This is a genomic window from Mesorhizobium sp. P2_D6 (assembly GCF_056404315.1).
The window spans coordinates 118793-145089 of the sequence record NZ_JBFUEG010000012.1; the positions used below are offsets into that span (position 1 = coordinate 118793).

The following is a 26297-nucleotide window of genomic DNA, read 5'->3' on the forward strand; positions in this document are numbered from 1 at the left end:
TGCTATGGCTGGCTTGAAGCGCGATATCACAGATGTTTCCTAGCGCATGACCCGGCAAAGCAAAACGCTTTGCGTGTCAGACGCGGCTCTCTACAACCCACGCGTCCATCGGATGCATGGTCTCCTCCTGAAAAAACAATTGACGCACAAATGTTTTTTCCCGATAAAAGACATTATATGGAAACAGACGCGTGTCAATCCGCGCATCCCCCCAGGAACAGACCCAGGAAACTGCCCGTGAACGCCTCGAACAGCATTCTTCTGTCTCCCGCCGACAATGTCGCGGTCGCCAATGGCCGCATCGAGATCGGCACCGCCCTGCCCGGCGGCGCCGTCGCCACGGCCTTGATCGAGCCTGGCCACAAGGTGGCGATCAAGCCTGTCGCCGCCGGCGAGGCGGTGGTCAAGTATGCCCAGGCCATCGGCCGCGCCACGCAGGACATCGCACCCGGCGAGCATGTCCATTCGCACAATCTGGTTTTCGAGAGCGGCCGCCTGCCGGTGGTGCCGCCGAGCGAGGCCGAGCACGCGACGGCAGCCGATCGCGCCCGCACCTTCATGGGCTACCGCCGCGCCGATGGCCGCGCCGGCACCCGCAACTTCATCGGCATCATTGCCAGCGTCAATTGCTCGGCCACCGTCTGCCATGCCATTGCCGACGAGGCCAACCGCGTTCTGTTGCCGAAATATCCGGGGATCGACGGTTTCGTGCCGATCGTCCACGGCCAGGGCTGCGGCATGAGCGCCACCGGCGACGGCATGATGGTGCTACACCGCACGCTCGCCGGCTATACCCGCCATCCGAATTTCGGCGGCGTGCTGATGGTCGGCCTCGGCTGCGAGGTCAACCAGCTCACCCTCTACGGCCAAAAGGGTGCGGCGGCCGGAAAACGCCATTTCAACATCCAGGACGCCGGCGGCTCGCGCAAATCGGTGGAGAAGGCGATGGGCGTGCTCGCCGAGATCGCCGAGGAAGTCGGCACATTGCAGCGTGAGCCGATCCCGGTCAGCGAGATCGTTGTCGGCCTGCAATGTGGTGGCTCCGACGGCATGTCGGGCATCACGGCCAATCCAGCACTTGGTGCGGCCGTCGACATCCTGGCCGGCGTCGGCGGCATCGGCATCCTGTCCGAGACGACGGAGATCTATGGCGCCGAGCATCTGCTCGCCTATCGCGCGGCAACGCCGGAGATCGCCAAGAAGCTCGACGGTTTCGTCAAATGGTGGGAGGACCATGTCGCCAAGCATGGCGCCTCGATCGACAACAACCCTTCGCCCGGCAACAAGCGCGGCGGCCTGACCACCATTCTGGAGAAGTCGCTGGGCGCGGTCGCCAAGGGCGGCCAGACGCCGCTCAACGGCGTCTTCGGCTATGCCGAGAAGGTCACCGGCAGCGGCCTGGTGTTCATGGACACGCCCGGCTACGACCCGGTCTCGGCGACCGGCCAAGTGGCGGGCGGCGCCAACATCATCGTCTTCACCACCGGCCGCGGCTCCTGCTTCGGCTGCCGGCCGACACCGTCGATCAAGGTCGCCACCAACTCGACCATGTACCACCAGATGGAGGAGGACATGGACGTCAATTGCGGCGTCATCGCCTCGGGTGAAAAGACCATCGCCGGCATGGGCCGTGAGCTCTTCGAACTGATCGTCGAGACGGCGTCGGGCCGCAAGACCAAGAGCGAGGCGTTCGGCTACGGCGACAACGAATTCGTGCCGTGGCACCTCGGCGCAACACTCTAAAACACTGACCAAAAAACTACGGGCTGCAAAAGTGAGTCCGCAAGGGGAGGCTTTGGATGGACAAACGCCGCATCGGCACGACTGCGCTCGAGGTCACCGAGATAAGCTTCGGCGGAGCGGCGATCGGCGGCCTCTACCGGGCCTGCCCGCGCGAGGCGGCGATGGAGACGCTGCAGACCGCTTGGGAAGCCGGCTTGCGCTATTTCGACACCGCGCCCTTCTATGGCTTCGGCCTGTCGGAACGGCGGACCGGCGATTTCCTGCGCTACAAGCCGCGAGACTCCTATGTTCTGTCGACCAAGGTCGGGCGCCTGTTTCGCCCCGTGCCGGAAGATCAGGTTCCCGATCATTCCTATGTCGACCCGCTGCCTTTCGCGCTCGACTACGACTATTCCTATGACGGCATCATGCGCTCGGTGGAGTTCTCCTATGCGCGGCTCGGGCTAAACCGGATAGACATCCTGTTTGTTCACGACATCGGCACCTACACGCATGGTGTCGAGAAGACGAAAGTGCATTTTCGCCAGCTGATGGATGGCGGCTTGAAGGCTCTGGAAGAGCTGAAATCGTCCGGCGTCATTTCCGCCTATGGGCTTGGCGTCAACGAGGTGCAAATCTGTCTCGACGTGCTGCGCGAAGCCCCGCTCGACTGCATCCTGCTCGCCAGCCGCTATTCGCTGCTCGATCGCTCGGCTGAGGCCGACCTTTTGCCGCTCTGCCGGCAGCGGCAGACTTCGCTGATCATAGGCGGCGTCTTCAACTCCGGCATCCTGGCGACCGGCCCCGTCCATGGCGCGCATTTCGACTATGTGCCGGCGACGGAGGACATCTTGGAGCGCGTCGGCGCGATGGAGAAAATCGCCACCGAGGGTGGCTATCCGCTGGCGGCGGCCGCGCTGCAGTTCCCGTTGCACGAACCGGTCGTGGCCAGCGTACTGACCGGAACAGCCAAAGCCGCCAATCTGACACGCAATCTCGACCTGTTCGACGTCGAGGTGCCGCAAACGGAATTCGCAAAATATGCTCCTTACACCGTCGTTCAGGAACTCGGATGACGATGATCACGTGATTCTCAAGAAAGAATGAACATTCCATATTGACTAGATGGTGGAATTAATATTCCATCGCAATCAAGGAGGATCGGGAGCGTCTGGACGTGGCATTGAGGATCGGCAAGGAGGCTTCTCCGCCGAGCCATGTGCAGGCCGATATGAAACACCGCTTGCGTCGGCTGGATCGATGCACTATCAAAAAGCGGTAACTGTTTTTTATTGATAAAGTTCTGTTTGGGCCGCGCCTATCCGAATGGAGCTTCCGTAACCTTCACCGGGCGATCTAGGGAGGAACCCTCATGAAATTTGTGACCAGCATTCTCAACCGCCGTTCACTCGTGGCGCTCGCTGCCGCCTCGATGCTTGCCGGTGCGCTGCACACGGCGCCGGCTTCGGCGGCGGATGTGACCATTCCGATCATCGTCAAGGACACCACGTCCTTCTATTGGCAGATCGTTCTGGCCGGCGCCCGCAAGGCCGGCAAGGACCTCGGCGTCAACGTGCCGGAACTCGGCGCCCAGGCTGAGACGGACGTTAACGGCCAGATCTCGATCCTCGAGAACGCGGTTGCCGGCAACCCGGCTGCCGTCGTCATCGCCCCGACCGAGGCCAAGGCGCTCGGCAAGCCGATCGACGAGGCCGCCACCAAGGTCAAGGTCATCGGCATCGACTCCGGCGCCGACTCCAAGGCCTTCACCTCGTTCCTGACCACCGACAACGTCCAGGGCGGCCGCGTCGCAGCTGACGGTCTTGCCGCTGCCATCGGCGCCGCCAATGGTGGCAAGGTCGAGGGCAAGGTTGCGCTGATCACCGCACTGCCCGGCGCCGGCTCGCTCGAACAGCGCGCACAGGGCTTCAAGGAACAGCTCAAGGCCAAATATCCAGGCCTTGAACTGGTCGCCGACAAGTATGCCGACGGCCAGGCCACCACCGGCCTCAACATCGCCACCGACCTGATCACCGCCAACCCGGACCTCAAGGGCATCTTCGCGTCCAACCTGATCATGGCGCAGGGCGTCGGCCAGGCGATCGCCGAGAACAACCTTGCCGGTAAGGTCGGGCTGATCGGCTTCGACAGCGACGAGAAGCTGATCAAGTTCCTCAATGACGGCGTCATCTCCGGCCTCGTCGTCCAGGACCCCTACCGGATGGGCTATGACGGCATCAAGACCGCACTCGCCGCCTCGAAGGGCGAGAAGGTCGAAGCCAATGTCGACACCGGTGCGAATCTGGTGACCAAGGCCAACATGAAAGACCCCAAGATCGACGCGCTGCTCAACCCGAAACTCTGAGCCGCATCCATCTCGAAAACTGTTTCCGGGGCTCCTCGCGCGCCCCGGAAACATCCCGCAAGCTGCCACAAACGGCTTGGAAATCCATGCGCTTGGGCTAGGCTGTTTTGAGGCGTGTCCATGCCACGCCACGTGCCAATCGCAAGGCCAATCTGGGAGGATTGTCATGACGCCAACGGCGCAGGAACTGCACCCGGCCCCCACGCTGGAGCCCGGCAGGACCATCCTCGAACTCAAGGGCCTGGAAAAACGCTATCCCGGCACCCATGCCCTGAAGCCGGTCAACCTCGCCTTCAAGTCCGGCGAGATCCATGCCATCGTCGGCGAGAACGGCGCCGGCAAATCCACCCTGATCAAGCTTCTGACCGGCGTCATGCCGCGCACCTCCGGCGACGTCATCTGGGAAGGCAAGCCGGCGGCGCTCGCCACCCCGCACGAGGCGATGGCGCTCGGCATCAATGCCGTGCACCAGGAAGTCGTGCTTTGCCGCCACCTCACCGTCGCCGCCAACATGTTCCTCGGCGAGGAGGAGTCCCGTTTCGGCATCCTGCAGCAGCGCGCCATGGTCAAGGATGCGCAAAAGATCATAGACGACCTCGGTTTCGACCTGCCGGCGCATGTCGTGCTCGGCGACCTCACCATCGGCCAGCAGCAGCTGATCGCCGCCGCCCGCGCCACGGTGCGCGGCACCAAGTTCCTGATCTTCGACGAGCCGACCGCCTACCTCACCCGCAAGGAGGCCGACCAGCTGTTCAAGCTGATCCGCCGCCTCAAGGGCGAAGGCGTCACCATCATCTACATCAGCCACCGCATGGAAGAGGTGTTCGAACTCGCCGACCGTGTCTCGGTGCTGCGCGACGGCACGCTGGTCGGCACCAGGAACATCGCTGAGACCAACGACGCCGAGCTGGTCAAGATGATGATCAACCGCTCGATCGAGCAGGTCTACCACAAGGAGCATTTCACGCCCGGCGCGATGATCGTCGAAGCGAGGAACCTGTCCGGCAAGGGCTTCGAAAACGTCTCGATGACCGTCCGCGCGGGCGAGATCGTCGGCCTCTACGGCCTGATCGGCGCCGGCCGTAGTGAGTTCGTCACCACGCTCTATGGCCGCCATCGCAAGTCGGCCGGCCAGATTCTCTGGGAAGGCAAGGAAGTCCAGGTCAACTCCGAGCACGACGCGATCAGGCTCGGCATGGCGCTGGCGCCTGAAAGCCGCCGCGACCAGGGCCTGTGCCTGAACCTGCCCGTAGGCCTCAACCTCAATCTGCCGATCTACAAGCGCATATCCAGGAACATGCTGATCTCCGGCGCAAAGGAGAAGGCCGAGGCCGATCGCCAGATCGCCGATCTCCGGATCAAGACGCCGACACGCGGCGCCCTCGCCTCCAGCCTGTCGGGCGGCAACCAGCAGAAGATCGTCATCGGCAAATGGCTGGCGCACGGCGCCAAGCTGTTCATCTTCGACGAGCCGACGGTCGGCGTCGATGTCGGCACCAAGGCCGAGATCTACCGCCTGTTCGGCGCGCTTTTGTCCAAGGGCGCCGGCATCATCCTGATCTCGTCGTACCTGCCCGAAGTCTATGAGCTGGCCGACACGCTGCATGTGTTCCGGCGCGGCAAGCTGGTGGCCACGCACGGGTTCCGCAGCGCCGACCACGAGGAAATTCTCTCTCAGGCGCTCGCCGAGAAACAAGAAAAAAAGGGAGGTCAGACATGAGCACCGAGGCCATTGCCGCCGAAAAGCCGAAGCGCAACTACAACGCCCTGTTCGGGTTGACGCTGCTGGCGCTGCTGGTTCTGCTTTGGATCATCCTGTCGGTGTCGACGCAGAGCTTCGCCTCGGCCAACAACATCTCGAACCTGCTGCGCCAGGGCTCGATGATCGCTATCCTGGCGGTCGGCCAGACCTTCGTCATCATCACCGGCGGTATCGATCTATCCGTCGGCGCCGTGGTCGGCTTCGCCACCGTCATCGCCGCCATGCTGATCAACGCCGGCGTGCCGGTCATCCTCGCCATTCTGATCACGCTTCTGGTCGGCGTCGCCATCGGCATGTTCCACGGCTTCGGCATCGTCAAAATGGGCCTGCCGCCTTTCATCATCACGCTGGCGACGCTCACCTCGCTGCGCGGCATCGGCCTGTTGATGACCAACGGCAACTCGATCTCGATCAACAACGACGCCTTCCAGGAGTTCTCGCGCAACTCCTTCGTCGGCGTCCCCAATCTGTTCTGGATGGTGATCCTGGTCGGCATTCCGGCTTACATCTTCCTGCATCACAGCCGCTGGGGCCGCTATCTGTTCTCGGTCGGCTCCAACGCCGAGGCCTCGCGCCTGTCGGGCGTCAATGTCCAGCGCACGATCTACATGGCCTACACGCTGTCGGGCCTGTGCGCCGCCTTTGTCGGCGTGCTGCTGGCCTCCCGCATTGGTATCGGCAACCCGACCCAGGCCGAGGGCTGGGAACTGCAGGCGATCGCCTCCTCGGTGATCGGCGGCACCTCGCTGTTCGGCGCCGTCGGCTCCGTGCACGGGCCGCTGCTTGGCGCCTTCATCCTCGCCACCATCAACAACGGCGCCAACCTCTTGAACGTCAACGCCTTCTGGCAGCGCATCATTACCGGCGCGCTGATCATCATCATCGTCTATTTCGACGGCCTGCGCCGTCGCGGCAAATAATCCTCCCTGACCTTTTCGCCGGCCCGCTCGACGGACCGGCGCCTTTTTTGAACACTGGAATTGCTGAATGAAAGCCGTCGTTTGCCGCTCGCCTGGCGACCTTGTCCTGGAAGACCGCGCCGCACCAGGCGCACCACCTGCCGGCTGGGCGCTGGTCGCGGTCAGCCATATCGGCATATGCGGTACCGACTACCACATCTTCGAGGGCAAGCACCCGTTCCTTGCCTACCCCCGCATCATGGGCCACGAAGTGTCGGGCACCATCGTCGAGGCCGGTGAAGGCGTCGAACTCGCCGTCGGCGAGCCCGTCATCATCAACCCCTACCTCGCTTGCGGCAAATGCATCGCCTGCCGGCAGGGCAAGCCGAATTGCTGTGTGCGGATCGAAGTGCTCGGCGTGCATCGCGACGGCGCCATGGCCGAGCAGATCCTGGTGCCGGCGCAGAATCTTTATCCGGCGAACGGCCTGTCGCTGGCCGATGCCGCTGCCGTCGAATTTCTCGCGATCGGCGCGCATGCCGTGCGCCGTGCCCGCGCTGAACCAGGCGCCCGCACGCTGGTCATCGGTGCAGGGCCGATCGGGCTTGGCACGGCGATCTTCGCCCGCATTGCCGGGCTCGATGTCAGCCTGCTCGACATGAGCACGGAGCGGCTGGATTTTGCCAAAGGCGAACTCGGCTTCGCCACGCTCGACGGCTCGCAAAAGGCGGCGGCCGAACTGGTGCGCGATGCAACCGGCGCCGAAGGCTTCGACGTGGTTTTCGACGCCACCGGCAACGCCGCCTCCGTGCAATCTGCCTTCGCCCACGTCGCGCATGGCGGCACGCTGGTTCTGGTCAGCGTCGTCAAGGACGACATCGTCTTCTCCGACCCCGAATTCCACAAGCGCGAGATGACCTTGGTCGGCAGCCGCAATGCGCTCAAGGCCGACTTCGACCACGTCGCCGCCTCCATCCGCAACGGCGCCGTGCCGCTGGCGAAACTCGTCACCCATCGCACGACGCTGGCCGATACGCCGCACGATCTCGCCCGCTGGGCGCATGAGAAATCCGGGCTGATCAAAGCTGTGATCGAGATCGGATGAGCCGCCACAGGGTGTGTTGAGATTCAGGTCAGGCCGTGCCGAAAATGGTGGATACCGAGAACCGGAGCGGAGCGTACTTGAAGTACGTGAGCACCGGAAGCGCAGGTATCCGCCATTTGCAGGCTGGCCTCACCTGAATATCAGCACACCCTACAGCGCCGACAGCTTCAGCTCTACCCGCTCCGCCGGAAACCGCGTTTCGGAGAACTGGACCGGTCGGCCATCCGTCGTGACGTTGACGGCGACGGCGACCAGCACGATGGCCCCCGGCTGCAGGTTGAGGTCGGCAAGGTCGGCGGCATCGGCATGGCGTGCCGACAGCACCGTCGATTGCCTGAGATAATCATCCACGCCGAAACGCCGGAGCGAGGCGGTGATCGAACCGGTCTCCGCCATCACGGCATCGATGCCTGCGAAACGCTTGGCCTCGTACCAGCTGGCAGCGCGCGACACCGGCCGGCCGTCTGCTTCGCCGCGCGTCTCCAGCCGGATCACCTCAGTGCCCCTCACAAGCCCAAGCCCGTCGGCGACGCGCTGGCTGGCCGGTTCGACCGCTGATGTGAGCAACACGATGTGCCGTTCCGAAGTCTGTCCTTGCAGACCCGTCGAAAACCGCGTGCGGGCACCGATCGGATAGGACAGCCGCTTGCGCGACAATACGAAGGTGCCGCGCCCCTGCTCGGCCCGCAGCACGCCTTCCTGAACCAGCGCCGATATGGCGCTGCGCACCGTGTGGCGGTTGACGCCGTAGCGTTCGGCCAGCGCCACCTCTGGCGGCAGCGCGGCATTCTCGGCAAAATCGCCGGCGGCGATCGAGTGCAGGATCTGGTCGGCGATCTGCCGCCACAATGAGACGCCGCTGCGCCGTTCAATGCTTCTCGCCATCTGTTGCCCGGCCATTTTTGCCCCGATCACGCCCATGTCATCCACCCGTCATGGACACGGGTTAGATAATAGGTATAATTTGTATAGTTGTCTATATCACTAGACAAATTTTACACATTCAGGGAGTTGCTGCATGCGAGGACAGGAAGCCCGCGACCAGGCCGAGCGCAAAGCCCTCATGGCGACGCTGGCGCAGGCGAGCGGCGACGATATAGCCCGGCTCTGGGACGAGGCCGGTCTGACCTCGGAAGCCGAGCTTTTGCGCGGGCCGGAAACCGGCCTGGTCACCGTACGCGGCCGGATCGGCGGCGGCGGCGCGCCCTTCAATGTCGGTGAAGCCTCGGTCACCCGCGCCACCGTGCGGCTGCCGACCGGGCAGGTCGGCCACAGCTACATGCTCGGTCGCGACCGGAAGAAGGCGAAGCTGGCGGCGATCGCCGACGCGCTCTGGCAGGACCCAGCCCAGCGCCAGACGGTCGAGACAGCGCTGGTGGCGCCGTTGCGGGCCGCCCAAGGCGAAGCGCGAGAAAAGCGCCGCGCCGAGACGGCGGCAACGAAAGTGGATTTCTTCACCATGGTGCGCGGAGAAGACTGATGGACATCGCAACACAAGCAATCGACGGCGGTTTCGCCGACCCGGTGTTCAACGCCCAGACCGTCTTCCGCGCCGTCATGGACGCCATGGCACGGCCTGGCAGCGTGCAGCCTCTGCCGGTCTTCGCCCGCCCGCCGGCGCCGCTGTCGGTCACCGCCGGCGCCATCGCGCTGGCGCTCTGCGACCACGATACGCCGCTCTGGCTCGACCCAGCTCTGCAGGCTTCGGTCGCGGTAAAAGCTTGGCTCGGTTTCCACGCCGGCGCCCCGCTTGCCAACACGCCGGCCGATGCGCATTTCGCCTTGATCGCCAACCCGGCGGAGATGGCGGCGCTCGACGGTTTTTCGCAAGGCACGCAGGACTACCCCGATCGCTCGACGACGCTGATCCTGCAGGTCGGCAATCTCGTCTCTGGCGCGCCGCTGCTGCTCAAAGGTCCCGGCATCGAAACCACCGCGACCATCGCGCCGGCGCAGATGCCGCGGCACTTCGTCGAACAGTGGAAGCAGAACATCAGCCGCTTTCCGCGCGGCGTCGACATCATCCTGGCGGCGCCTGACGGCGTCGCCTGCCTGCCGCGCACGACACGCATCAAGACGATGGAGGCGTAAAAATGTATGTCGCGGTAAAAGGCGGTGAAGCCGCAATTGCCAATGCCCACAGCCTGCTCGCCGACCGCCGGCGCGGCGACCGTTCGGTGCCGGCACTGCGCCTCGACCAGATCGTCGAGCAGCTGGCGCTCGGCGTCGACCGGGTGATGAGCGAAGGCTCGCTTTACGATCGTGAGCTGGCCGCGCTCGCCATCGTCCAAGCGCGCGGCGACATGATCGAGGCGATCTTCCTGGTGCGCGCCTATCGCACGACGCTGCCGCGCTTCGGCTACAGCAATCCTATCGACACCGGCGCCATGCTGGTCGAGCGGCGCGTGTCGGCGACCTACAAGGATTTGCCCGGCGGCCAGTTGCTTGGGCCGACCTTCGACTACACCCACCGGCTGCTCGACCCCGAGCTTGCCGCCGGCGCCGATGTCGCCGAGCCGTTGCAGCGCGTTGGTGAAGCGGAGGCAATGCCGCGCGTCTCGGCGATCCTTGCCCGCGAAGGCCTGATCGAGCCGGACGGCGAGATGCCGCAGGATCATGTCCCCGGCGACATCACACGCGAGCCGCTGGAATTCCCGATGGCGCGCGACATCCGCCTGCAGGCGCTGTCGCGCGGCGATGAGGGTTTCCTGCTGGCGCTCGGCTATTCCACCCAGCGCGGCTATGCCCGCAACCACCCGTTCGTCGGCGAGGTCCGTATCGGCGAGGTCGAGCTGGAGCTCGACGTGCCGGAACTGCCCTTTGCCGTGCCGCTCGGCTCGGTCCGCGTCACCGAATGTCAGATGGTCAACCAGTTCAAGGGCTCGGCCAAGGCACCGCCGCAATTTACGCGTGGCTATGGTCTGGTCTTCGGCCAGAGCGAGCGCAAGTCGATGGCCATGGCGCTCTGCGACCGCGCGCTGCGTGCCACCGAACTCGGTGAGGATGTTGTCGCCGCCGCGCAGGATGAGGAGTTCGTCATTTCACACTCCGACAATGTCCAGGCGACCGGTTTCGTCGAGCATCTGAAGCTGCCGCATTATGTCGACTTTCAGGCCGAACTCGATCTCGTACGCCGCATGCGCGCCGCGTACGAAGCGCGTGAGAATCCTGCAAAGGTGGAAGAGAAGCGGGAGGCGGCCGAATGAGCCTAGTCGCCCCCGCCATTGCCGCCACCCCCGTTGCCGCCATCCCCGTTGCCGCCGTCATGGGAATGGCTGTTATGCCCGCCGACGTAGCTGCCGTTTCCGCCTGTGACATGCGCGCCATCTCTGGAAGCAGGCAGAAACAAGCGCCGAAGAACAAAACCGACCACGCAGACGAACACCAGAAGCAGAATTGCAATCTGTATCCAACCGGTCTGGGCCATACGACTTCGCCTTTATTTCCGTTTTCTGGGCGTCAATTCAATAGCAGGGAGTGGATGTGATCGCCATGACCAACATCGCCACCTACAACTTCGCCTATCTCGACGAGCAGACCAAAAGGATGATCCGCCGGGCGATCCTCAAGGGCATCGCCATCCCCGGCTATCAGGTGCCGTTCGCCTCGCGCGAAATGCCGATGCCCTATGGCTGGGGCACTGGCGGCGTCCAGGTCACCGCCTCGATCATCGGCCCGAATGACGTGCTGAAGGTCATCGACCAGGGCGCCGACGACACCACCAATGCGGTCTCGATCCGCGCCTTCTTCAAGAAGGTCGCCAATGTCGCCGTGACCACCGACACAGCAACCGCCACCATCATCCAGACCCGCCACCGCATCCCCGAACATCCGCTCAGCGCCAGCCAAATTCTGGTCTATCAGGTGCCGATCCCCGAGCCGCTGCGCTTCCTCGAACCGCGCGAGACCGAAACGCGCAAGATGCATGCGCTGGAGGAATACGGCCTTATGCATGTGAAGCTCTACGAGGACATCGCAAAACACGGCCGCATCGCCACCACCTATGCCTATCCGGTCAAGGTCGAGGGCCGCTATGTCATGGACCCGTCGCCGACGCCGAAATTCGACAATCCGAAAATGCACCGCTCGCCGGCCCTGCAATTGTTCGGCGCCGGCCGCGAAAAGCGCATCTACGCCGTGCCGCCCTTCACCGATGTCGTCAGCCTCGACTTCGAGGATCATCCCTTCGAAGTGCAGACCTTCGACCAGCCTTGCGCGCTGTGCGCCGCCGAGAATGTCTATCTCGACGAGGTCATCCTCGACGACCATGGCGGCCACATGTTCGTCTGCTCCGACACCGACCATTGCGAGAAGCGGCGCGCCGACGGCCATCGCGGCCACCTTGCCCCAGAAGTCATGGAGCCCGCAGAATGACCGACGAACCGCTGCTGCGCGTATCGGAACTGTCCAAATTCTACGGCTCGCGCGTCGGCTGCGAGAACGTCACCTTCGACCTGTGGCCGGGGGAAGTCCTGGCCGTCGTCGGCGAATCCGGCTCCGGCAAGACGACGCTGCTCAACTGCCTGTCGACGCGGCTGCTGCCCTCTTCCGGCACCGCCAGCTACCGCATGCGCGACGGCCAGTTCCGCGAGCTCTACCGTATGAGCGAAGCCGAGCGCCGCTTCCTGATGCGCACCGACTGGGGATTCGTCCACCAGAACCCGGCTGATGGCCTGCGCATGACGGTATCGGCCGGCGCCAATGTCGGCGAACGGCTGATGGCGGTCGGCGACCGTCACTACGGCAAGATCCGCGCCACTGCCGTCGACTGGCTGTCGCGCGTCGAGATCGACGAGGACCGCATCGACGACGAACCGCGCGCCTTTTCCGGCGGCATGCGCCAGCGCCTGCAGATCGCCCGCAACCTCGTCACCGGCCCACGGCTGGTGTTCATGGACGAGCCGACCGGCGGCCTCGACGTTTCGGTGCAGGCGCGCCTGCTCGATCTGTTGCGCGGCCTCGTCACCGATCTCGGTCTCGCCGCCATCGTCGTCACCCACGACCTCGCCGTGGCGCGGCTTTTGTCGCAGCGCATGATGGTGATGAAGGACGGGCGCGTCGTCGAAAGCGGCCTCACCGACCGCGTGCTCGACGATCCGCGCGCGCCCTATACCCAGTTGCTCGTTTCCTCGATCTTGCAGGTGTGACGATGCCGACCCCCCTGGTTGTCTCCGATGTCGCAAAAAGCTTCACCATGCATCTGCGCGACGGCATCAAACTGCCTGTCGTCGCCGGCGTCTCATTTTCGATCCGGGTCGGCGAATGCGCCGTGCTCGGCGGCCCCTCCGGCGCCGGCAAGAGCTCGATCCTGAAAATGCTCTACGGCAACTATGCCGTCGACGAGGGCCAGATCATCGTCCAGCACGATGCCGGCCTCATCGATCTCGCCGCCGCCAGCCCGCGCACCGTGCTTGCCGTGCGCCGGCAAACGATCGGCTATGTCAGCCAGTTCCTGCGCACCGTGCCGCGCGTCTCCGCCCTCGATGTCGTCGCCGAACCGCTGGTCGAGCGCGGCGAGGAGCGCGAGACAGCGCGCGAAAAAGCACGCGCCTTGCTGGCGCAGCTTAATCTGCCGGAAAAACTGTGGGCGCTGCCGCCGGCGACGTTTTCCGGCGGCGAGCAGCAGCGCGTCAACATCGCTCGTGGCTTCATCACCGAACACCCGATCCTGCTGCTCGACGAGCCGACCGCCTCGCTCGACGCCAGGAACCGCGACGTCGTGATCGAACTCATCGCCGCCAAGAAGGCGGCGGGCGTCGCTCTGCTCGGCATTTTCCACGACCATGACGTGCGCGAAGCGGTGGCCGACCGCATCATCGACGTGACCAATTTCGCTGCCGGAAAAATCGCTGCATGACTAGGAAATTGTCGGAAGCGCCGCTGGTCCACGAGACGGCGCAGGTCGAGAATTCGACCCTTGGCCGCTGGACCGAAATCGCCGACCGCAGCCGGGTTTCGGAAAGCATCCTTGGCGACTATTCCTACATGATGCAGGACTGCGCCGTCTGGTGCACAACGATCGGCAAGTTTTCAAACATCGCTGCCAACGTGCGCATCAATGCCACCAATCACCCGACCTGGCGGCCGACGCTGCACCACTTCACCTATCGCGCCTCCGACTATTGGGACGACGCCGAGCACGAAACCGAATTCTTCACCCAGCGCCGTGCCAAACGCGTCGCCATCGGCCACGACACCTGGCTCGGCCATGGCTCGACCATCCTGCCTGGCGTCACCGTTGGCGATGGCGCGGCGGTCGGCGCCGGCGCGGTGGTGTCGAAGGATGTCGCGCCCTACACCATCGTCGGTGGTGTGCCGGCAAAGCCGATCCGCGAACGCTTCGATCGCCGCACCGCCGAGCGCTACCAGGCGCTCGCCTGGTGGGACTGGAACCATGCAAAGCTTCGCGCCGCGCTCGATGATTTTCGGGAGCTGTCGGCCGAGGCTTTCCTGGAGAAATATGGCGGCTAGCCCCAACCGTTGCGCGTTTCGCCGATGTTCAGGAAAATGCGTTGATGCTAAAATACGGGATGTTTGAGGGTTTCATGCAGCCCTTGCGAAGGGACATTCCCGCACCTCCGGCCTCTGGCGTGAAGCCCGGAATCGTGACAGCCTTTGTCGTTCTGATCTTTTTCGGCATCCTTGCCGCGATCTGGCTTTAGTCCATCCCACGCGGGTTCCTGACCGTGCCGACCATTCGTCCCGCCACACCGGCCGACGCAGATGCGATCTGGTCCATTCTCGAACCCGTCCTGCGGGCCGGCCAAACTTATGCGCTGCCTCGCGACTGGAATCGCGACCAAGCGCTGGGCTACTGGTTTTCCGATGGGCACGACGTGTTCGTGGCGGAAGAAGCCGGCGATGTGATTGGCTGCTATTATCTTCATGCCAACCAACGCGGCGGCGGCGCGCATGTCGCCAATTGCGGCTACGTCACGTCGGCGGCTTCGAGCGGTCGCGGCGTCGCCACTGCGATGTGCGAGCATTCCTTGCAACGCGCTGCCGAGCGCGGCTTCCGCGCCATGCAGTTCAACTTTGTCATCAGCAGCAACGAGCGCGCGGTGAAGCTGTGGCTTCGGCTGGGCTTCGACATTGTCGGCACGATCCCGCAAGCATTCGACCATCCACGGTTGGGCTATATCGACGCTTTCGTGATGCATCGCATGCTGTAGAGGCGTGCAGTTTCACACCCTTGACACATGACTCGGACAGGACGCCATCTCCCGAAGGAGATCGCCCATGCTCGCCACAGTCAGACCCTCGCTCGCCTCCTTCTTCGAAGGCGCCAATCCGACGCCGCCCACCCATCTCGGCACCCGTTACGACGCGGCTGGCAATTTCCTCCTCGAGCCCGGCAACACGGTGGTCAGCCACCTTGTCCAGGGCTCGCCATCGGAAGCAGCGGTCATCGAGGTGCGCGAGCGCATGCGCGCCATGCCGGATGCCGACCGGCTGGCCTTCACGCCCATCTCCAGCCTGCACATGACGCTGTTCCAGGGCATTATCGAATATCGCCGCCGCCTGCCTTGCTGGCCGCAGGACGTGCCGCTCGACACCAGCATCGACGCCATGACCAGCCTCTATCTGAAGCGCTTGAAAGGCTTCCGAGGCCGCGGCCCATTCAAGGTCGAGGTGATCGAAGTCGTGCCGACCGGGCTCACCGTTGCCGGCGCGACGGAGGAGGACCGGCGCGTCATGAGCGCATGGCGCGACGCGCTGTCGGTGCCGTTCGGCTACCGCCACCCCGATCACGACGCTTACGCCTTCCACATCACCTTTGCCTACCAGATCCAGCGCCTCGCCGATGACAGGGCCGCCGCTTGGCAGGACTTCTTCGACGGCAGTCTCGCCGAGTTCGCCCGCAGGGCGCCGGTGATCGAGTTGCAGCCGCCGGCCTTCTGCAACTTCAAGGACATGAAGCATTTCGAGGAGTTGCTGGTGCTGGGCTGACCACAGGCACCATCTCCGGAGCACGGGTCTGTGGGCGGTAACAAAACTGACATCAATCCGACACCGCAGGTTCATGCGGCTGCGCTAGCGAGGGTTAACAGACCTTCAAACTGCGACCGGACTGAAAGTTACGCCATGTCAGCAACGCTCGAAATCCGCGGCGTGTCCCGCCGATTTGGCAAGAACACCGCCGTCAGCGCCATCGACCTGTCGATCCCGCAGGGCCAGATGGTCGGCATCATCGGTCGTTCCGGCGCCGGCAAGTCCACCCTGCTTCGCATGATCAACCGTCTCATCGACCCCAGCCAGGGGTCGATTTTTTTTGACGGCGCCGAGGTTTCCCAGCTGCGCGGCTCACCTTTGCGGCGCTGGCAACGCGATTGCGCCATGATCTTCCAGCAGTTCAACCTTGTGCCACGCCTCGACGTCCTGACCAATGTGCTGCTCGGCCGGCTCAATCACCGCTCGACCGTTTCCAACCTGCTCGGCATGTTTACACGCGCCGAATGCGCCGAGGCGGTCGCCGCGCTCGAACGCCTCGATATCGCCCGCACCGCACTTCAGCCCGCCGGCACGCTGTCTGGCGGCCAGCAACAGCGTGTCGCCATTGCCCGCGCCATGATGCAGCAGCCCAAGGTGCTGCTCGCCGACGAGCCGATCGCCTCGCTCGACCCGCTCAACGCCAAGGTGGTGATGGACTCGCTGCAGGACATCAATCTGCGCGAGGGCATCACCGTCGTCACCAACCTGCACACGCTGGACACTGCGCGGGCCTATTGCAACCGCATCATCGGCATGGCCGCCGGCAAGGTCGTCTTCGACGGCGCGCCGGAAGAGCTCAACCGCGAAGCGGTGCGCCAGGTCTACGGCGCCGACAGCAATGGCGCTGAAATCTCCGAGGCCATCACCTCGACCAGCATCGCCTACAAGCAAAAGATCGAAGCATCCGCCAGCCCGCTCGAGCCGGCATTCCCGGGATACTGAGCGGCTGGGATCGTCAGCCCGCGTCAAGGGCATCTGTCAAATCAAGAACGCTGCCGGCGCGGGGCCGGAACCTACAGGAGAGATAAAATGTTCAGGAAGATGGTTTTCAGCGCCGTATCGGTGCTCGCCATGGCGACCAGCACTGCTCATGCGGCCGACATGAAGGAATTCCGCGTCGGCATCCTCGGCGGCGAGAACGAAACCGACCGTCTGCGCAACTACCAGTGCCTGGCCGACCATCTGAAGACCGAATTCGGCTTCGAAAAAGTGTCGCTGTTCCCGGCCGCCGACTATGACGGCGTCATCCAGGGCCTGCTCGGCGGCACGCTCGACTTCGCCGAACTCGGCGCTTCCGGTTACGCCAGCGTCTACATCAAGGACCCGAAGGCGGTCACCCCGATCCTCACCACCCAGCAGACCGACGGCGCCACCGGCTATTATTCGATCGGCCTGGCGCTGAAGTCCTCTGGTATTACCGACATCAAGTCGGCCAAAGGCAAGAAGCTCGGCTACGCCGATCCGGATTCGACTTCGGGCTACCTGATCCCGCTGACCCAGATCCCGAAGGACACCGGTGCCTCGAACGACGCCTACTTCGCCTCGACCCAGTTCAATGGCGGTCATGAGAACAACATCCTCGCCGTCCGCGACGGCAAGGTCGACGTGGCGGTCGACGATTCCTCGGGCATCGGCGACTTCAAGAACGGCTACACCTCCGGCACCTTCCACAAGGAAGTCGCCAAGGGCGCCGTCGACCCCAACGACTTCGTCGAAGTCTGGCGCTCGGGCCTGATCCCGAACGGCCCGCTGGTCGTGCGCACCGCGCTCGGCGACGACATGACCGCCAAGCTGACCGCGTTCTTCACCGATCTGCCGAAGAAGGACAAGGCCTGCTTCGAAGGCGTCGAAGGCGGCGATTTCACCGGCTACGTTCCGGTCAAGGCCGACTTCTACAACGTCATCGTCGAAGCCCGTAAGGCGGCCATCGGCGGCTAACGGCGAAATCGAAAGGGGCGGTGCTCAGCGCACCGCCCTTTTTGCATCTCCGATCATGACCCTTTCCGTGACAGCGCCCTCAGGCGTCACCCATCAGATGGCCGATGCCTGGCGGCGCCAGACATCGCTGCGTCGGCTCTACACCGTGCTCGGCGTCGGCCTGCTGCTTGCCGCGATGCTTTCCAGCATGTGGTTTGCCGACGAGGCCAACGCCGGCCACTTCTGGGACCGGCTGCCGCACATCCTCGATTTCCTCAGCTGGCTGATTCCCAAGGATTGGAACGACGTCTGGCGGGCGCTGTTCGACATTGCCTCCCCACATGACACCGGCACCCAGGAATTCAACTTCCCGCTCGGTCGCATCTACATCTGGGGCGGCTTCTACATCCCCGAATATTTCGAGCTGATGCTGACCACGGTCAACGTGGCGCTGGTCTCGACCTTCATCGGCTTCATCTTCGCGGTGCCGTTTTCTTTCATCGCCGCGCGCAACCTGACGCCGCATCCGGCGCTGCGGCTCGTCGTCAAGCGCTTCATGGAACTGCTACGCGCCTTTCCGGAGATCGTCATTGCCGGCCTGTTCGCGGCCATCGTCTCGACCGGCCCGATCGCCGCCATCATCGCCATTGGCCTGCATTCGATCGGCGCGCTCGGCAAGCTGTTCTACGAGATCAACGAGAACATCGACATGCGCGCCGAGGAAGGCCTGAAAGCGGTCGGCGCCAACTGGTTCGAGCGGGTGCGTTTCGCTGACCTGCCGCAGGTGCTGCCCAATTTCATGTCCTACACTCTGCTGCGCGTCGAAATTAACGTACGCGCCTCGACCATCATCGGCGCCGTCGGCGGCGGCGGCATCGGCGAAGAGTTGAAGCTCTCCATCTCGCGCGGCTTCGGCGCCAAGACGCTGGCGCTGGTGCTGCTCCTGTTCACGACGATCTTCATCATCGACCAGTTTTCCGCCTGGCTGCGCCGCAAGCTGGTGGGTGAGCACGCTTTCCTGATGGGCGGGGCCTGACTATGGCGATGACTGTCGACGAGATCAAAGCCATCGAGGACCGCTATCCGCACGTGTTCCATCGCCCGTTCCACCAGCGCTTCTGGCCGCTGTTCCTGGTCGTCGGCACCGTGCTTTACTTCATTTACGCCTTGTGGTTCTTCAACTTGCCGCAAGTGATGCGGGAATCGCATTGGGAGCGCCTGCCGCTCTTCCTGTCGCAATGGATCAGCTACGATCTGCAGCCGGAATTCCGCCTCGACCAGCCCGAGATCACGCCGAAATACCCGCGCTTTTCCGCCCTTGGCGACAACCCCAATCCCGACTGGGTCGTCCGGAATGCGGACGGCACCTTCACCGTCCTGATCGACGGCAAGGCCAAGTCCGTCACCTTCGACAAAACCAGCGCGACGATTGTCGCCAATGGCCATACGGTGCCGGTCGCGCTGACCAGCGGCAAGCCGGTGATATCAGGACCGGTGCCCGACTGGATCACCGCGCATGACGACGAGATCGTCGCCAAGATGGGTTTTGTCGGCGAGGTGCGCGTCACCGTCGACCGCGTGAAGGTGCGCAAGCGCTTCCTCGGCTGGGCGAATTTCGTCTTCGACACGCGCTCGCCCTTCTTCGGCAAATCGGCCGGTGAAGTGATCTCGCTGATCTGGTCAGGACCCGAACTGAAGCCCGGCACCTCGAACCTCGCGCTGGCGGGCGACAACATCTGGAACAATGCGCAGTGGCAGCACGGCGACGTCTGGACGAAACTACTGCAGACCATCGTCATGGCGTTTCTCGGCACCTTGCTCGGCGCTTTCGTCGCCTTTCCGCTGGCCTTCTTCGCCGCCCGCAACATCACGCCGAGTGGGCTGCTTAGCCAGGTACTCAAGCGCTTCTTCGATTTCATGCGCTCGGTCGACATGCTGATCTGGGCGCTGTTCTTCACCCGCGCCTTCGGCCCCGGACCGCTCGCTGGCAGTGCCGCGATCTTCTTCACCGAGATCGGCACGCTCGGCAAAACCTATTCGGAAAGCCTGGAAAACATCGACGACAAGCCACGCGAAGGCATCAAGTCCACCGGCGCCAATGGCCTGCTGGTGCAGCGCTACGGCGTCATGCCGGAAGTGATCCCGGTCTTCATCAGCCAGACGCTCTACCAGTGGGAATCCAACACAAGAGGCGCCACCATCATCGGCGCCGTCGGCGCCGGCGGCATCGGCCTGAAACTCTGGGAAGCGATGCGCACCAACTCCAATTGGGCTAACGTCTTTTACATGGTGCTGTTGACGCTGCTTGTCGTGTTCGTCTTCGACAACATCTCGAACTTCCTGCGCCGCAGGCTCAGCCGGACGATCCATGACTACAACCGGATCCAGGCCGAGCAGGGGTGATCGGTGCAACGCCTCAGGGTGTGTCGAGATTCAGGTCAGGCCGAGTCGAAAATGGTGGTTTCCGAGAACCGGAGCGGAGCGTACTTAAGTACGTGAGCACCGGAAGCGCAGGAAGCCGCCATTTGCAGGCCGGCCTCACCTGAATATCGGCACACCCTACGCCGCCCTCTTCCACCCATCCCGGATATGCCTGTACCCCTCCCGATAAACCGCCTCCGGGCTCTCCGAAAAATCCCGCCACACCTTGGTCGCCGCCGCCAGATCCTTCAGCGAGCGTCCGAACGCCTCGATCGTCAGCCAGTCGTCGTAGCCGCTCTTGCGGATCGCCGAGAACGTCTCTTTCCACGGAATGTTGCCGCGCCCCGGTACGCCGCGATCGTTCTCCGAAATGTGGATATGCACGACATTCCGCCGGTGCTTGGTATAGGCGCCGATCGGGTCGGCCTCCTCAATATTGGCGTGGAAGGTATCGTACATCGCCTTTATGTGCGGCCGGTCGATGGCGTCGATGTGCTCGGACAGGTCGGCCATCGTGTTGAGCAGGTAGCACTCGAAACGGTTGAGCGCCTCCAGCCCGATGGTGACGTTCCTCTCGCCGGCATGGTCGCCAATGGCGCGCTGCGAGGCGACCGAGCGTTTTTTCTCGGCCGCCGTCGGCCCATTGCCGGAAAAGGCGCCGAGCGTCGAATGCAGCGGTCCACTCAGCTTGTCGGAACCGAGTGCCACGCTGCAGTCGATGGCCCATTTCATATAGTCGATGCCAGCCTTGCGGGTCGCCGCATCCGGCGAGATCAGATTCATCCCCGGATCGCCCATCGCGGTCACAGCCGTGCGCTCCAGCCCGATGCGGTCGAGCATTTCGCCGAGTTTTCTGTAGTCGTCAGGCGTGCCAGCAAAGACCGGGATCTCGACGCCGTCGAAGCCCGTCGCCTTGATGTCCCTGAGCAGCGCCTCATGCTTCTTCGAGACGCTGGTCGTCCACAAGAACATGCACATGCCGATTTTCATCGACATTCCCTCCCCTTTTGACGGCGCGCTGTTCGCTCTTCGCCAGCTTCGCGCCATGCCCCCTCATCCGGCCGCTTCGCGGCCACCTTCTCCCCGTTGGGGAGAAGAGCTAGACGTCAGCGCCACCTCTTCCTCTCCCCTCGGGGAGAGGTCGGATTGCCCCGAATTGCCCTTCGCAATTCGGCTGGCAATCCGGGTGAGGGGGAGGCGCCGCCTAAAGCTTCGTCCACGCCCCATTCTTCTTCGACGACTTCACGCAGGCTTCGATGAAGGCCATGCCTTCGACGCCATCCTCGATGGTCGGGAATACCACGTCCTTGCCCGGCTTGCCGCCCTTCTTGCGTGCAGCCCGGATCGCCCGCGCGGCTTCCTGGTAGATGTTGGCGAAGCCTTCGAGATAGCCCTCGGGATGGCCCGACGGCACGCGGCTGACGCGGCCGGCGACCGGCAGCGCGCCGGCGCCATTGCGGGTCAGCAACTGCTTGGGCTGGCCGAACGGCGTGTACCAGAGATAGTTCGGGTCGGCTTGTACCCATTCCAGCCCGCCCTTCGAGCCGTAGATGCGCAGCTTCAGCCCGTTCTCGTGGCCGGGCGCCACCTGGCTCGCCCAGATCATGCCTTTGGCCGGATGCGTCTTGCCGACCGGTTTGAAGCGCAGCATGACGTTGACGTTGTCGTCGAGTTGCCGCCCCGGCACGAAAGCGTCGAGATCGGCCGACAGTGAATCGAGTTCCAGCCCGGAGACGAAGCGCGCGAGATTGTAGGCATGGGTGCCGATGTCGCCGAGCGCGCCGCCCGCCCCTGCCTGCTTGGGATCGGAGCGCCACGCCGCCTGCTTCTGGCCGGTGGCGGCAAGGTCTTCGGTCAGCCAATCCTGTGGGTATTCGGATTGCACAATGCGGATATCGCCAAGCTGGCCTTTGGCCACCATCTCGCGCGCCTGCCGGATCATCGGATAGGCGGTGTAATTGTGCGTCAGCACGAACACCTTGCCGGTCTTTTCGACTATCGCCGCAAGCTTCTTGGCCTCAGCCAAAGTCGTCGCCAACGGCTTGTCGCAGATCACGTGGATGCCGGCTTCGAGGAAAGCTTTCGCCGCCGGCACGTGCACATTGTTGGGGGTGACGATCGCCACCGCCTCGATGCCGTCGGCGCGCTTGGCCTCAGCCTTGGCCATCTCGGCGTAGGAACCATAGCTGCGTGCGGGGTCGAGCCCGAGTTCGGCGGCCGAGGCCTTGGCGCGCTCGGCATTCGCCGAGAGCGCTCCAGCGACCAGCACGAAGTCATTGTCCATGCGCGCCGCGATCCGATGCACAGCGCCGATGAAGGCGCCTTGCCCGCCGCCAACCATGCCGTAGCGGATCGGGCCGCCGCCTCCCGTTTCCGACTTCGATGCGCCGACCATGTTCGTCTCCTTGTTGTTCACCTCCCCCTTGAGGGGAGGTCGATCCGCGCAGCGGATCGGGTGGGGTCGCCGGGGTCGAGCTCGGCATGCACCGACCCCACCCGGCCCTTCGGGCCACCCTCCCCTCAAGGGGGAGGGGAAATCGCGCTAGATTCCCATCATCGCGCGCAGCAGCTTCTTGTCCGTGGTGCCGCTGGCAAAATCGTCGAATGCCCTTTCCGTCACACGGATGATGTGGTGCTGGATGAAGGGCGCCCCTTCGGCCGCGCCGTCTTCCGGATGCTTCAGGCAGCACTCCCATTCCAGCACCGCCCAGGAATCATAATCGTACTGCGTCAGCTTGGAAAAGATGCCGCCGAAATCCACCTGCCCGTCGCCGAGCGAGCGGAAGCGGCCGGCGCGGTTGGTCCAGCTCTGATAGCCGGAATAGACGCCTTGCCGGCCAGTCGGGTTGAACTCGGCGTCCTTGACGTGGAAGGCCTTGATGCGCTCGTGATAGATGTCGATGAATTCGAGATAGTCGAGCTGCTGCAAGAGGAAGTGCGACGGATCGTAGTTGATGTTGCAGCGTTTGTGACCGCCGACCGCATCGAGGAACATCTCGAAGGTGGCGCCGTCGAACACGTCCTCAGAGGGGTGAATTTCGTAGCCGACATCGACGCCATTGTCCTCATAGACATCGAGGATCGGCTTCCAGCGTTTGCCGAGTTCGCCAAAGGCCTCCTCGATCATTCCGGCGGGCCGCTGCGGGAAGGGATAGAGGTAAGGGAAAGCCAGAGAGCCGGTGAACGACACCGAAGCATTCAGTCCGAGATTGCGCGATGCCTTGGCGCCGAACTTCATCTGCTCGACCGCCCATTTCTGCCTTGCCTTCGGATTGTTGTGCACCGAGGCCGGCGCGAAGCCATCCATCTGCGCATCATAAGCAGGGTGCACCGCCACCAACTGCCCCTGTAGATGCGTCGACAATTCGGTGATCTCGACGCCGGCGTCAGCGCAGATGCCTTTCACCTCATCGCAATAGGCCTTGGAAGACGCCGCCTTCTTGAGGTCGAACAGGCGTGCGTCCCAGGTCGGGATCTGCACGCCCTTGTAGCCGAGACCGGCCGCCCATTTGGTGATCGACGCCAGCGAATTGAATGGCGCGGCATCGCCCGCGAACTGCGCCAGAAACAGCCCCGGACCCTTCATTGTCGACGGCATCGGCATCCTCCCAATTCATTTTTCCAGGGACCAAGCATAGCGCCTGATGAAAGCAGGGCCAGCCTCTTTGGTCTTTTGTGATGTGCATTCTCGACTTGCCATTCTGGTATTACCAAATACCGAAAATGGGTCAAGCCATTTGACTCGCAAGAGCAGCAGCCGGCGCACCCCGGAATAGGGAACATATACAAGCATAATCAATACAGTAAATGGATTTTGCGATCGCACGGCGGCAGTTCTTGCCGCGTGACAAAAATTGCTGTAGACCTCCATTCAGGCCCAATTGGTCGAACCAGTTTGCGTAAAAATGCTGGAGCGCCTTGGGGAGGAATCATGAGGCGCGCTTCAGTGAGGCGCATCGCAGGCGAACTGGCACAGACGAATTCTGGGAAGGATAGACCATGCATCTTTCGACGCACAACTGGATGCGCGCGGAGCCGTTGGAGGTGACGCTGAAGCGCATCAAGAAATTCGGCTACGAGTCGATCGAGATTTCCGGCGAGCCCGAGCAATACAAGACCAAGGAGACCCGCGCGCTGCTGAAAGAACACGGCATACGCTGCTGGGGTGCGGTGACGCTGATGCTTGGCGAACGCAACCTGGCCGCCAGGGACCAGGGTCAGCGCGAACGCTCGGTGCAGTACGTCAAGGACGTGCTGACCATGATCAGCGAGCTCGACGGCGAGATCATCACGCTGGTGCCCGCCACCGTCGGCAAGGTGGTGCCGGACGGTACCGAGGAAGAGGAATGGAAATGGGTGGTCGACGCCACCCGCGAGTGCTTCACCCACGCCAAGAAGGTCGGCGTCAAGATTGCAGTCGAGCCGCTCAACCGCTTCGAAACCTATCTGTTCAACCGCGGCGCCCAGGCCCTCGCCCTAGCCGATGCGGTCAGTCCCGAATGCGGCGTCTGCCTCGACGCCTATCACATCCACATGGAAGAATTTAACGTCCATGACGCCATCCGCCAGGTCGGCAAACGCCTGTTCGATTTCCACGTTGCCGACAACAACCGCTTCGCCGCGGGCCTCGGCCAGATCGACTGGCCACGGATCGTGCAGACGCTGAAGGAAGTCGGCTATGACGGCGCGCTGACCAACGAGTTCGTCGCGCCTGTCGACCGCACGCCGGCCGCGCCCTATCCCGACATGGTCGAGCGCCACCCGGTCGACATCTCGCCGGAGCAGTTGAAGTTCATCCAGGATCACGGCTCCAGCGTGCTGACGGAGAAATTCTACACCGACCAGATGCGCATCACCGCCGAAACGCTATTGCCGCTGATCAAGTAGCCGATCCGATTTGGAATGCGCCCTTCCGCCTGGCGGCGGCGGGGCCGGGGATGACCATGCGCATCAGAAACGTCCAGGCCTGGTGGGTCCGCATACCGATCGAAGTCGCGAAGCAGCATCGCAGCGACTTCGGCCAGGTGACGACCTTCGACGCCGCCATCCTGCGCATCGAGACCGATGACGGGCTGGTCGGCTGGGGCGAAGGCAAGAACGCCGCCGGCAGCGCCGGCAGCTATGGTGCGCTGGTCCACATGCTGAACCATGAGGTCGGGCCGCAGCTGATTGGCCGCGACCCCGCCGACATCGGCATCATCTGGGAGATGCTCTACAACGGTGTGCGCCACGAGACAGCCGCGCATGCCGGCCACGCCATGCCACAACTGGCGCGGCGCGGCATGAGCGTAGCGGCGATCAGCGCCGTCGACATCGCGCTGTGGGACATTCTCGGCAAGTCGCTGGGCCAGCCCGTGTGGCGGCTTATCGGCGGCCGCAAGCTCGACCGCATGCAGGCCTACGCCTCCGGCGGCTGGGCTGCCGCCGACGCCATCGGCGAGCAACTCAAATCGTACATCGCCAAGGGCGGCTTCAAGGCGCTGAAGATGCGCGTCGGCGCCATGGACGGCGCCCCGCACATTTCCGCCGCCCGTGTCCGTGCCGCCCGGCAGGCGCTCGGCCCCGATGTCGAACTGATGGTCGATGCCCACGGCACCTATACGGTGGCCGAAGCCAAGCGCTTCATCCACCTCGCCGCCGATCTCGATCTCGCCTGGTTCGAGGAGCCGGTCATCGCCGACGACAAGGCTGGTATGGCAGAAGTACGCGCCTCGGGCTCGATCCCGATCGCCACTGGCGAAAGCGAAGCGACGCGCTATGCCTTCCGCGATCTCGCCGTGCTGAAATCAGCCGACATCTTCCAGCCCGATCCGGCCTTTTGCGGCGGCATCAGCGAAGCGATGAAGATCGGCACCATCGCCAGCGCCTTCAATTTGCGCTTTGCGCCGCATCTGTGGGCCGGCGCGCCCTGCTTCTTTGCCGGACTGCATGTCTGCGCTGCTTCGCCGGCTAGCTTCACCGTCGAATACTCACTCGGCGCCAACCCGATGATCCATGATCTTATCGAAGAGACTGTCGAAGCAAAGGACGGTATGATAGCGATCCCTGAAAAGCCCGGTCTGGGATTCACCATTTCGGAGCGGTTCCTGGAGGCGCACGCGCAACGCAGTTGAC

The 26297-nt window shown here is 63.5% G+C and carries 26 protein-coding genes; 21 read left to right on the forward strand and 5 right to left on the reverse strand.

Going from position 1 to position 26297, the window contains the following annotated elements; all coding sequences use genetic code 11:
- The first annotated feature begins 237 nt into the window (after window positions 1–237).
- From AC1D1L_RS23675 to AC1D1L_RS23700, 6 genes are all read left to right on the forward strand, one after another.
- The gene (locus AC1D1L_RS23675) at window positions 238–1743 is read left to right on the forward strand and encodes a UxaA family hydrolase (RefSeq protein ID WP_477343856.1); all 1506 of its coding nucleotides are present in this window, start codon (window positions 238–240) and stop codon (window positions 1741–1743) included.
- A 56-nt stretch (window positions 1744–1799) separates the two neighbouring features.
- A complete protein-coding gene (locus tag AC1D1L_RS23680; RefSeq protein WP_352585626.1) occupies window positions 1800–2798 on the forward strand; it encodes an aldo/keto reductase in 999 nt (332 codons plus the stop codon).
- A 296-nt stretch (window positions 2799–3094) separates the two neighbouring features.
- On the forward strand, window positions 3095–4087 hold the full coding sequence (locus tag AC1D1L_RS23685; protein WP_112562796.1) for an ABC transporter substrate-binding protein: 993 nt from the start codon (window positions 3095–3097) through the stop codon (window positions 4085–4087).
- 166 nt (window positions 4088–4253) lie between these two features.
- Entirely contained in the window at window positions 4254–5807 is a 1554-nt protein-coding gene (locus tag AC1D1L_RS23690; RefSeq protein WP_477343857.1) for a sugar ABC transporter ATP-binding protein, read from the forward strand.
- Complete coding sequence (locus tag AC1D1L_RS23695) at window positions 5804–6769, forward strand: ABC transporter permease (protein WP_477343858.1); 966 nt, start codon at window positions 5804–5806, stop codon at window positions 6767–6769. Before AC1D1L_RS23690 ends, AC1D1L_RS23695 begins: the two co-directional genes overlap by 4 nt.
- Window positions 6770–6836: 67 nt before the next feature.
- The gene (locus tag AC1D1L_RS23700) at window positions 6837–7853 is read left to right on the forward strand and encodes a zinc-binding alcohol dehydrogenase family protein (RefSeq protein ID WP_477343859.1); all 1017 of its coding nucleotides are present in this window, start codon (window positions 6837–6839) and stop codon (window positions 7851–7853) included.
- Between the two features lie 150 nt (window positions 7854–8003).
- Here AC1D1L_RS23700 and phnF read toward each other — a convergent pair whose 3' ends face one another.
- Window positions 8004–8753: a phosphonate metabolism transcriptional regulator PhnF gene (phnF, locus tag AC1D1L_RS23705; protein ID WP_477343902.1), complete on the reverse strand. Its 750-nt coding sequence runs from the start codon at window positions 8751–8753 to the stop codon at window positions 8004–8006.
- Between the two features lie 118 nt (window positions 8754–8871).
- Between phnF and phnG the strand changes: the two genes are divergently transcribed.
- The 3 genes from phnG to AC1D1L_RS23720 are packed head-to-tail and all read left to right on the forward strand — an operon-like array spanning window position 8872 to window position 11059.
- Entirely contained in the window at window positions 8872–9333 is a 462-nt protein-coding gene (phnG, locus tag AC1D1L_RS23710) for a phosphonate C-P lyase system protein PhnG (protein ID WP_477343860.1), read from the forward strand.
- Window positions 9333–9944 carry a phosphonate C-P lyase system protein PhnH gene (gene phnH, locus AC1D1L_RS23715; protein WP_477343861.1) on the forward strand — a complete coding sequence of 204 codons (612 nt, stop codon included), beginning with the start codon at window positions 9333–9335 and terminating at the stop codon, window positions 9942–9944. The genes phnG and phnH overlap by 1 nt, the downstream gene beginning before the upstream one ends.
- Before the next feature lie 2 nt (window positions 9945–9946).
- Window positions 9947–11059 (forward strand): carbon-phosphorus lyase complex subunit, encoded by a 1113-nt coding sequence (locus AC1D1L_RS23720; protein WP_477343862.1) that lies wholly within the window; start codon window positions 9947–9949, stop codon window positions 11057–11059.
- A 2-nt stretch (window positions 11060–11061) separates the two neighbouring features.
- Here AC1D1L_RS23720 and AC1D1L_RS23725 read toward each other — a convergent pair whose 3' ends face one another.
- A complete protein-coding gene (locus AC1D1L_RS23725) occupies window positions 11062–11280 on the reverse strand; it encodes a hypothetical protein (protein ID WP_477343863.1) in 219 nt (72 codons plus the stop codon).
- Window positions 11281–11345: 65 nt separating this feature from the next.
- On the opposite strand from AC1D1L_RS23725, the gene AC1D1L_RS23730 reads away from it, so the two are divergent.
- From AC1D1L_RS23730 to phnE (AC1D1L_RS23775), 10 genes are all read left to right on the forward strand, one after another.
- On the forward strand, window positions 11346–12227 hold the full coding sequence (locus AC1D1L_RS23730; RefSeq protein ID WP_477343864.1) for an alpha-D-ribose 1-methylphosphonate 5-phosphate C-P-lyase PhnJ: 882 nt from the start codon (window positions 11346–11348) through the stop codon (window positions 12225–12227).
- A complete protein-coding gene (gene phnK / locus AC1D1L_RS23735) occupies window positions 12224–13000 on the forward strand; it encodes a phosphonate C-P lyase system protein PhnK (protein WP_477287560.1) in 777 nt (258 codons plus the stop codon). The genes AC1D1L_RS23730 and phnK overlap by 4 nt, the downstream gene beginning before the upstream one ends.
- 2 nt (window positions 13001–13002) lie before the next feature.
- Complete coding sequence (phnL, locus tag AC1D1L_RS23740) at window positions 13003–13710, forward strand: phosphonate C-P lyase system protein PhnL (protein WP_477343865.1); 708 nt, start codon at window positions 13003–13005, stop codon at window positions 13708–13710.
- Window positions 13707–14324, forward strand: coding sequence for a DapH/DapD/GlmU-related protein (locus AC1D1L_RS23745; protein ID WP_477343866.1), 618 nt, complete (start codon window positions 13707–13709; stop codon window positions 14322–14324). Before phnL ends, AC1D1L_RS23745 begins: the two co-directional genes overlap by 4 nt.
- 209 nt (window positions 14325–14533) lie before the next feature.
- Complete coding sequence (locus AC1D1L_RS23750; protein ID WP_477343903.1) at window positions 14534–15025, forward strand: N-acetyltransferase family protein; 492 nt, start codon at window positions 14534–14536, stop codon at window positions 15023–15025.
- Window positions 15026–15092: 67 nt separating this feature from the next.
- The gene (locus AC1D1L_RS23755) at window positions 15093–15803 is read left to right on the forward strand and encodes a DUF1868 domain-containing protein (protein ID WP_477343867.1); all 711 of its coding nucleotides are present in this window, start codon (window positions 15093–15095) and stop codon (window positions 15801–15803) included.
- Window positions 15804–15938: 135 nt separating this feature from the next.
- A complete protein-coding gene (gene phnC / locus AC1D1L_RS23760; RefSeq protein WP_436261435.1) occupies window positions 15939–16787 on the forward strand; it encodes a phosphonate ABC transporter ATP-binding protein in 849 nt (282 codons plus the stop codon).
- A gap of 87 nt (window positions 16788–16874) precedes the next feature.
- Window positions 16875–17783, forward strand: coding sequence for a phosphonate ABC transporter substrate-binding protein (gene phnD, locus AC1D1L_RS23765; protein ID WP_477343868.1), 909 nt, complete (start codon window positions 16875–16877; stop codon window positions 17781–17783).
- Between the two features lie 55 nt (window positions 17784–17838).
- The gene (gene phnE / locus AC1D1L_RS23770) at window positions 17839–18798 is read left to right on the forward strand and encodes a phosphonate ABC transporter, permease protein PhnE (RefSeq protein ID WP_477343869.1); all 960 of its coding nucleotides are present in this window, start codon (window positions 17839–17841) and stop codon (window positions 18796–18798) included.
- A gap of 2 nt (window positions 18799–18800) precedes the next feature.
- Window positions 18801–20165, forward strand: a complete 1365-nt coding sequence (phnE, locus tag AC1D1L_RS23775) for a phosphonate ABC transporter, permease protein PhnE (protein ID WP_477343870.1) — start codon at window positions 18801–18803, stop codon at window positions 20163–20165.
- A gap of 156 nt (window positions 20166–20321) precedes the next feature.
- Here the strand turns inward: phnE (AC1D1L_RS23775) and AC1D1L_RS23780 are convergent, their stop codons facing one another.
- The 3 genes from AC1D1L_RS23780 to AC1D1L_RS23790 all read right to left on the reverse strand — a co-directional run bounded on the left by AC1D1L_RS23780 (window position 20322) and on the right by AC1D1L_RS23790 (window position 23781).
- Window positions 20322–21173: a sugar phosphate isomerase/epimerase family protein gene (locus AC1D1L_RS23780; protein ID WP_477343904.1), complete on the reverse strand. Its 852-nt coding sequence runs from the start codon at window positions 21171–21173 to the stop codon at window positions 20322–20324.
- A gap of 214 nt (window positions 21174–21387) precedes the next feature.
- Complete coding sequence (locus tag AC1D1L_RS23785) at window positions 21388–22578, reverse strand: Gfo/Idh/MocA family protein (protein WP_477343871.1); 1191 nt, start codon at window positions 22576–22578, stop codon at window positions 21388–21390.
- Between the two features lie 147 nt (window positions 22579–22725).
- Window positions 22726–23781, reverse strand: a complete 1056-nt coding sequence (locus AC1D1L_RS23790; RefSeq protein ID WP_477343873.1) for a sugar phosphate isomerase/epimerase family protein — start codon at window positions 23779–23781, stop codon at window positions 22726–22728.
- A gap of 401 nt (window positions 23782–24182) precedes the next feature.
- Between AC1D1L_RS23790 and AC1D1L_RS23795 the strand changes: the two genes are divergently transcribed.
- Complete coding sequence (locus tag AC1D1L_RS23795; protein WP_477343874.1) at window positions 24183–25070, forward strand: sugar phosphate isomerase/epimerase family protein; 888 nt, start codon at window positions 24183–24185, stop codon at window positions 25068–25070.
- A 56-nt stretch (window positions 25071–25126) separates the two neighbouring features.
- Window positions 25127–26296 (forward strand): mandelate racemase/muconate lactonizing enzyme family protein, encoded by a 1170-nt coding sequence (locus AC1D1L_RS23800; RefSeq protein WP_477343875.1) that lies wholly within the window; start codon window positions 25127–25129, stop codon window positions 26294–26296.
- Window position 26297: the final 1 nt, after the last annotated feature.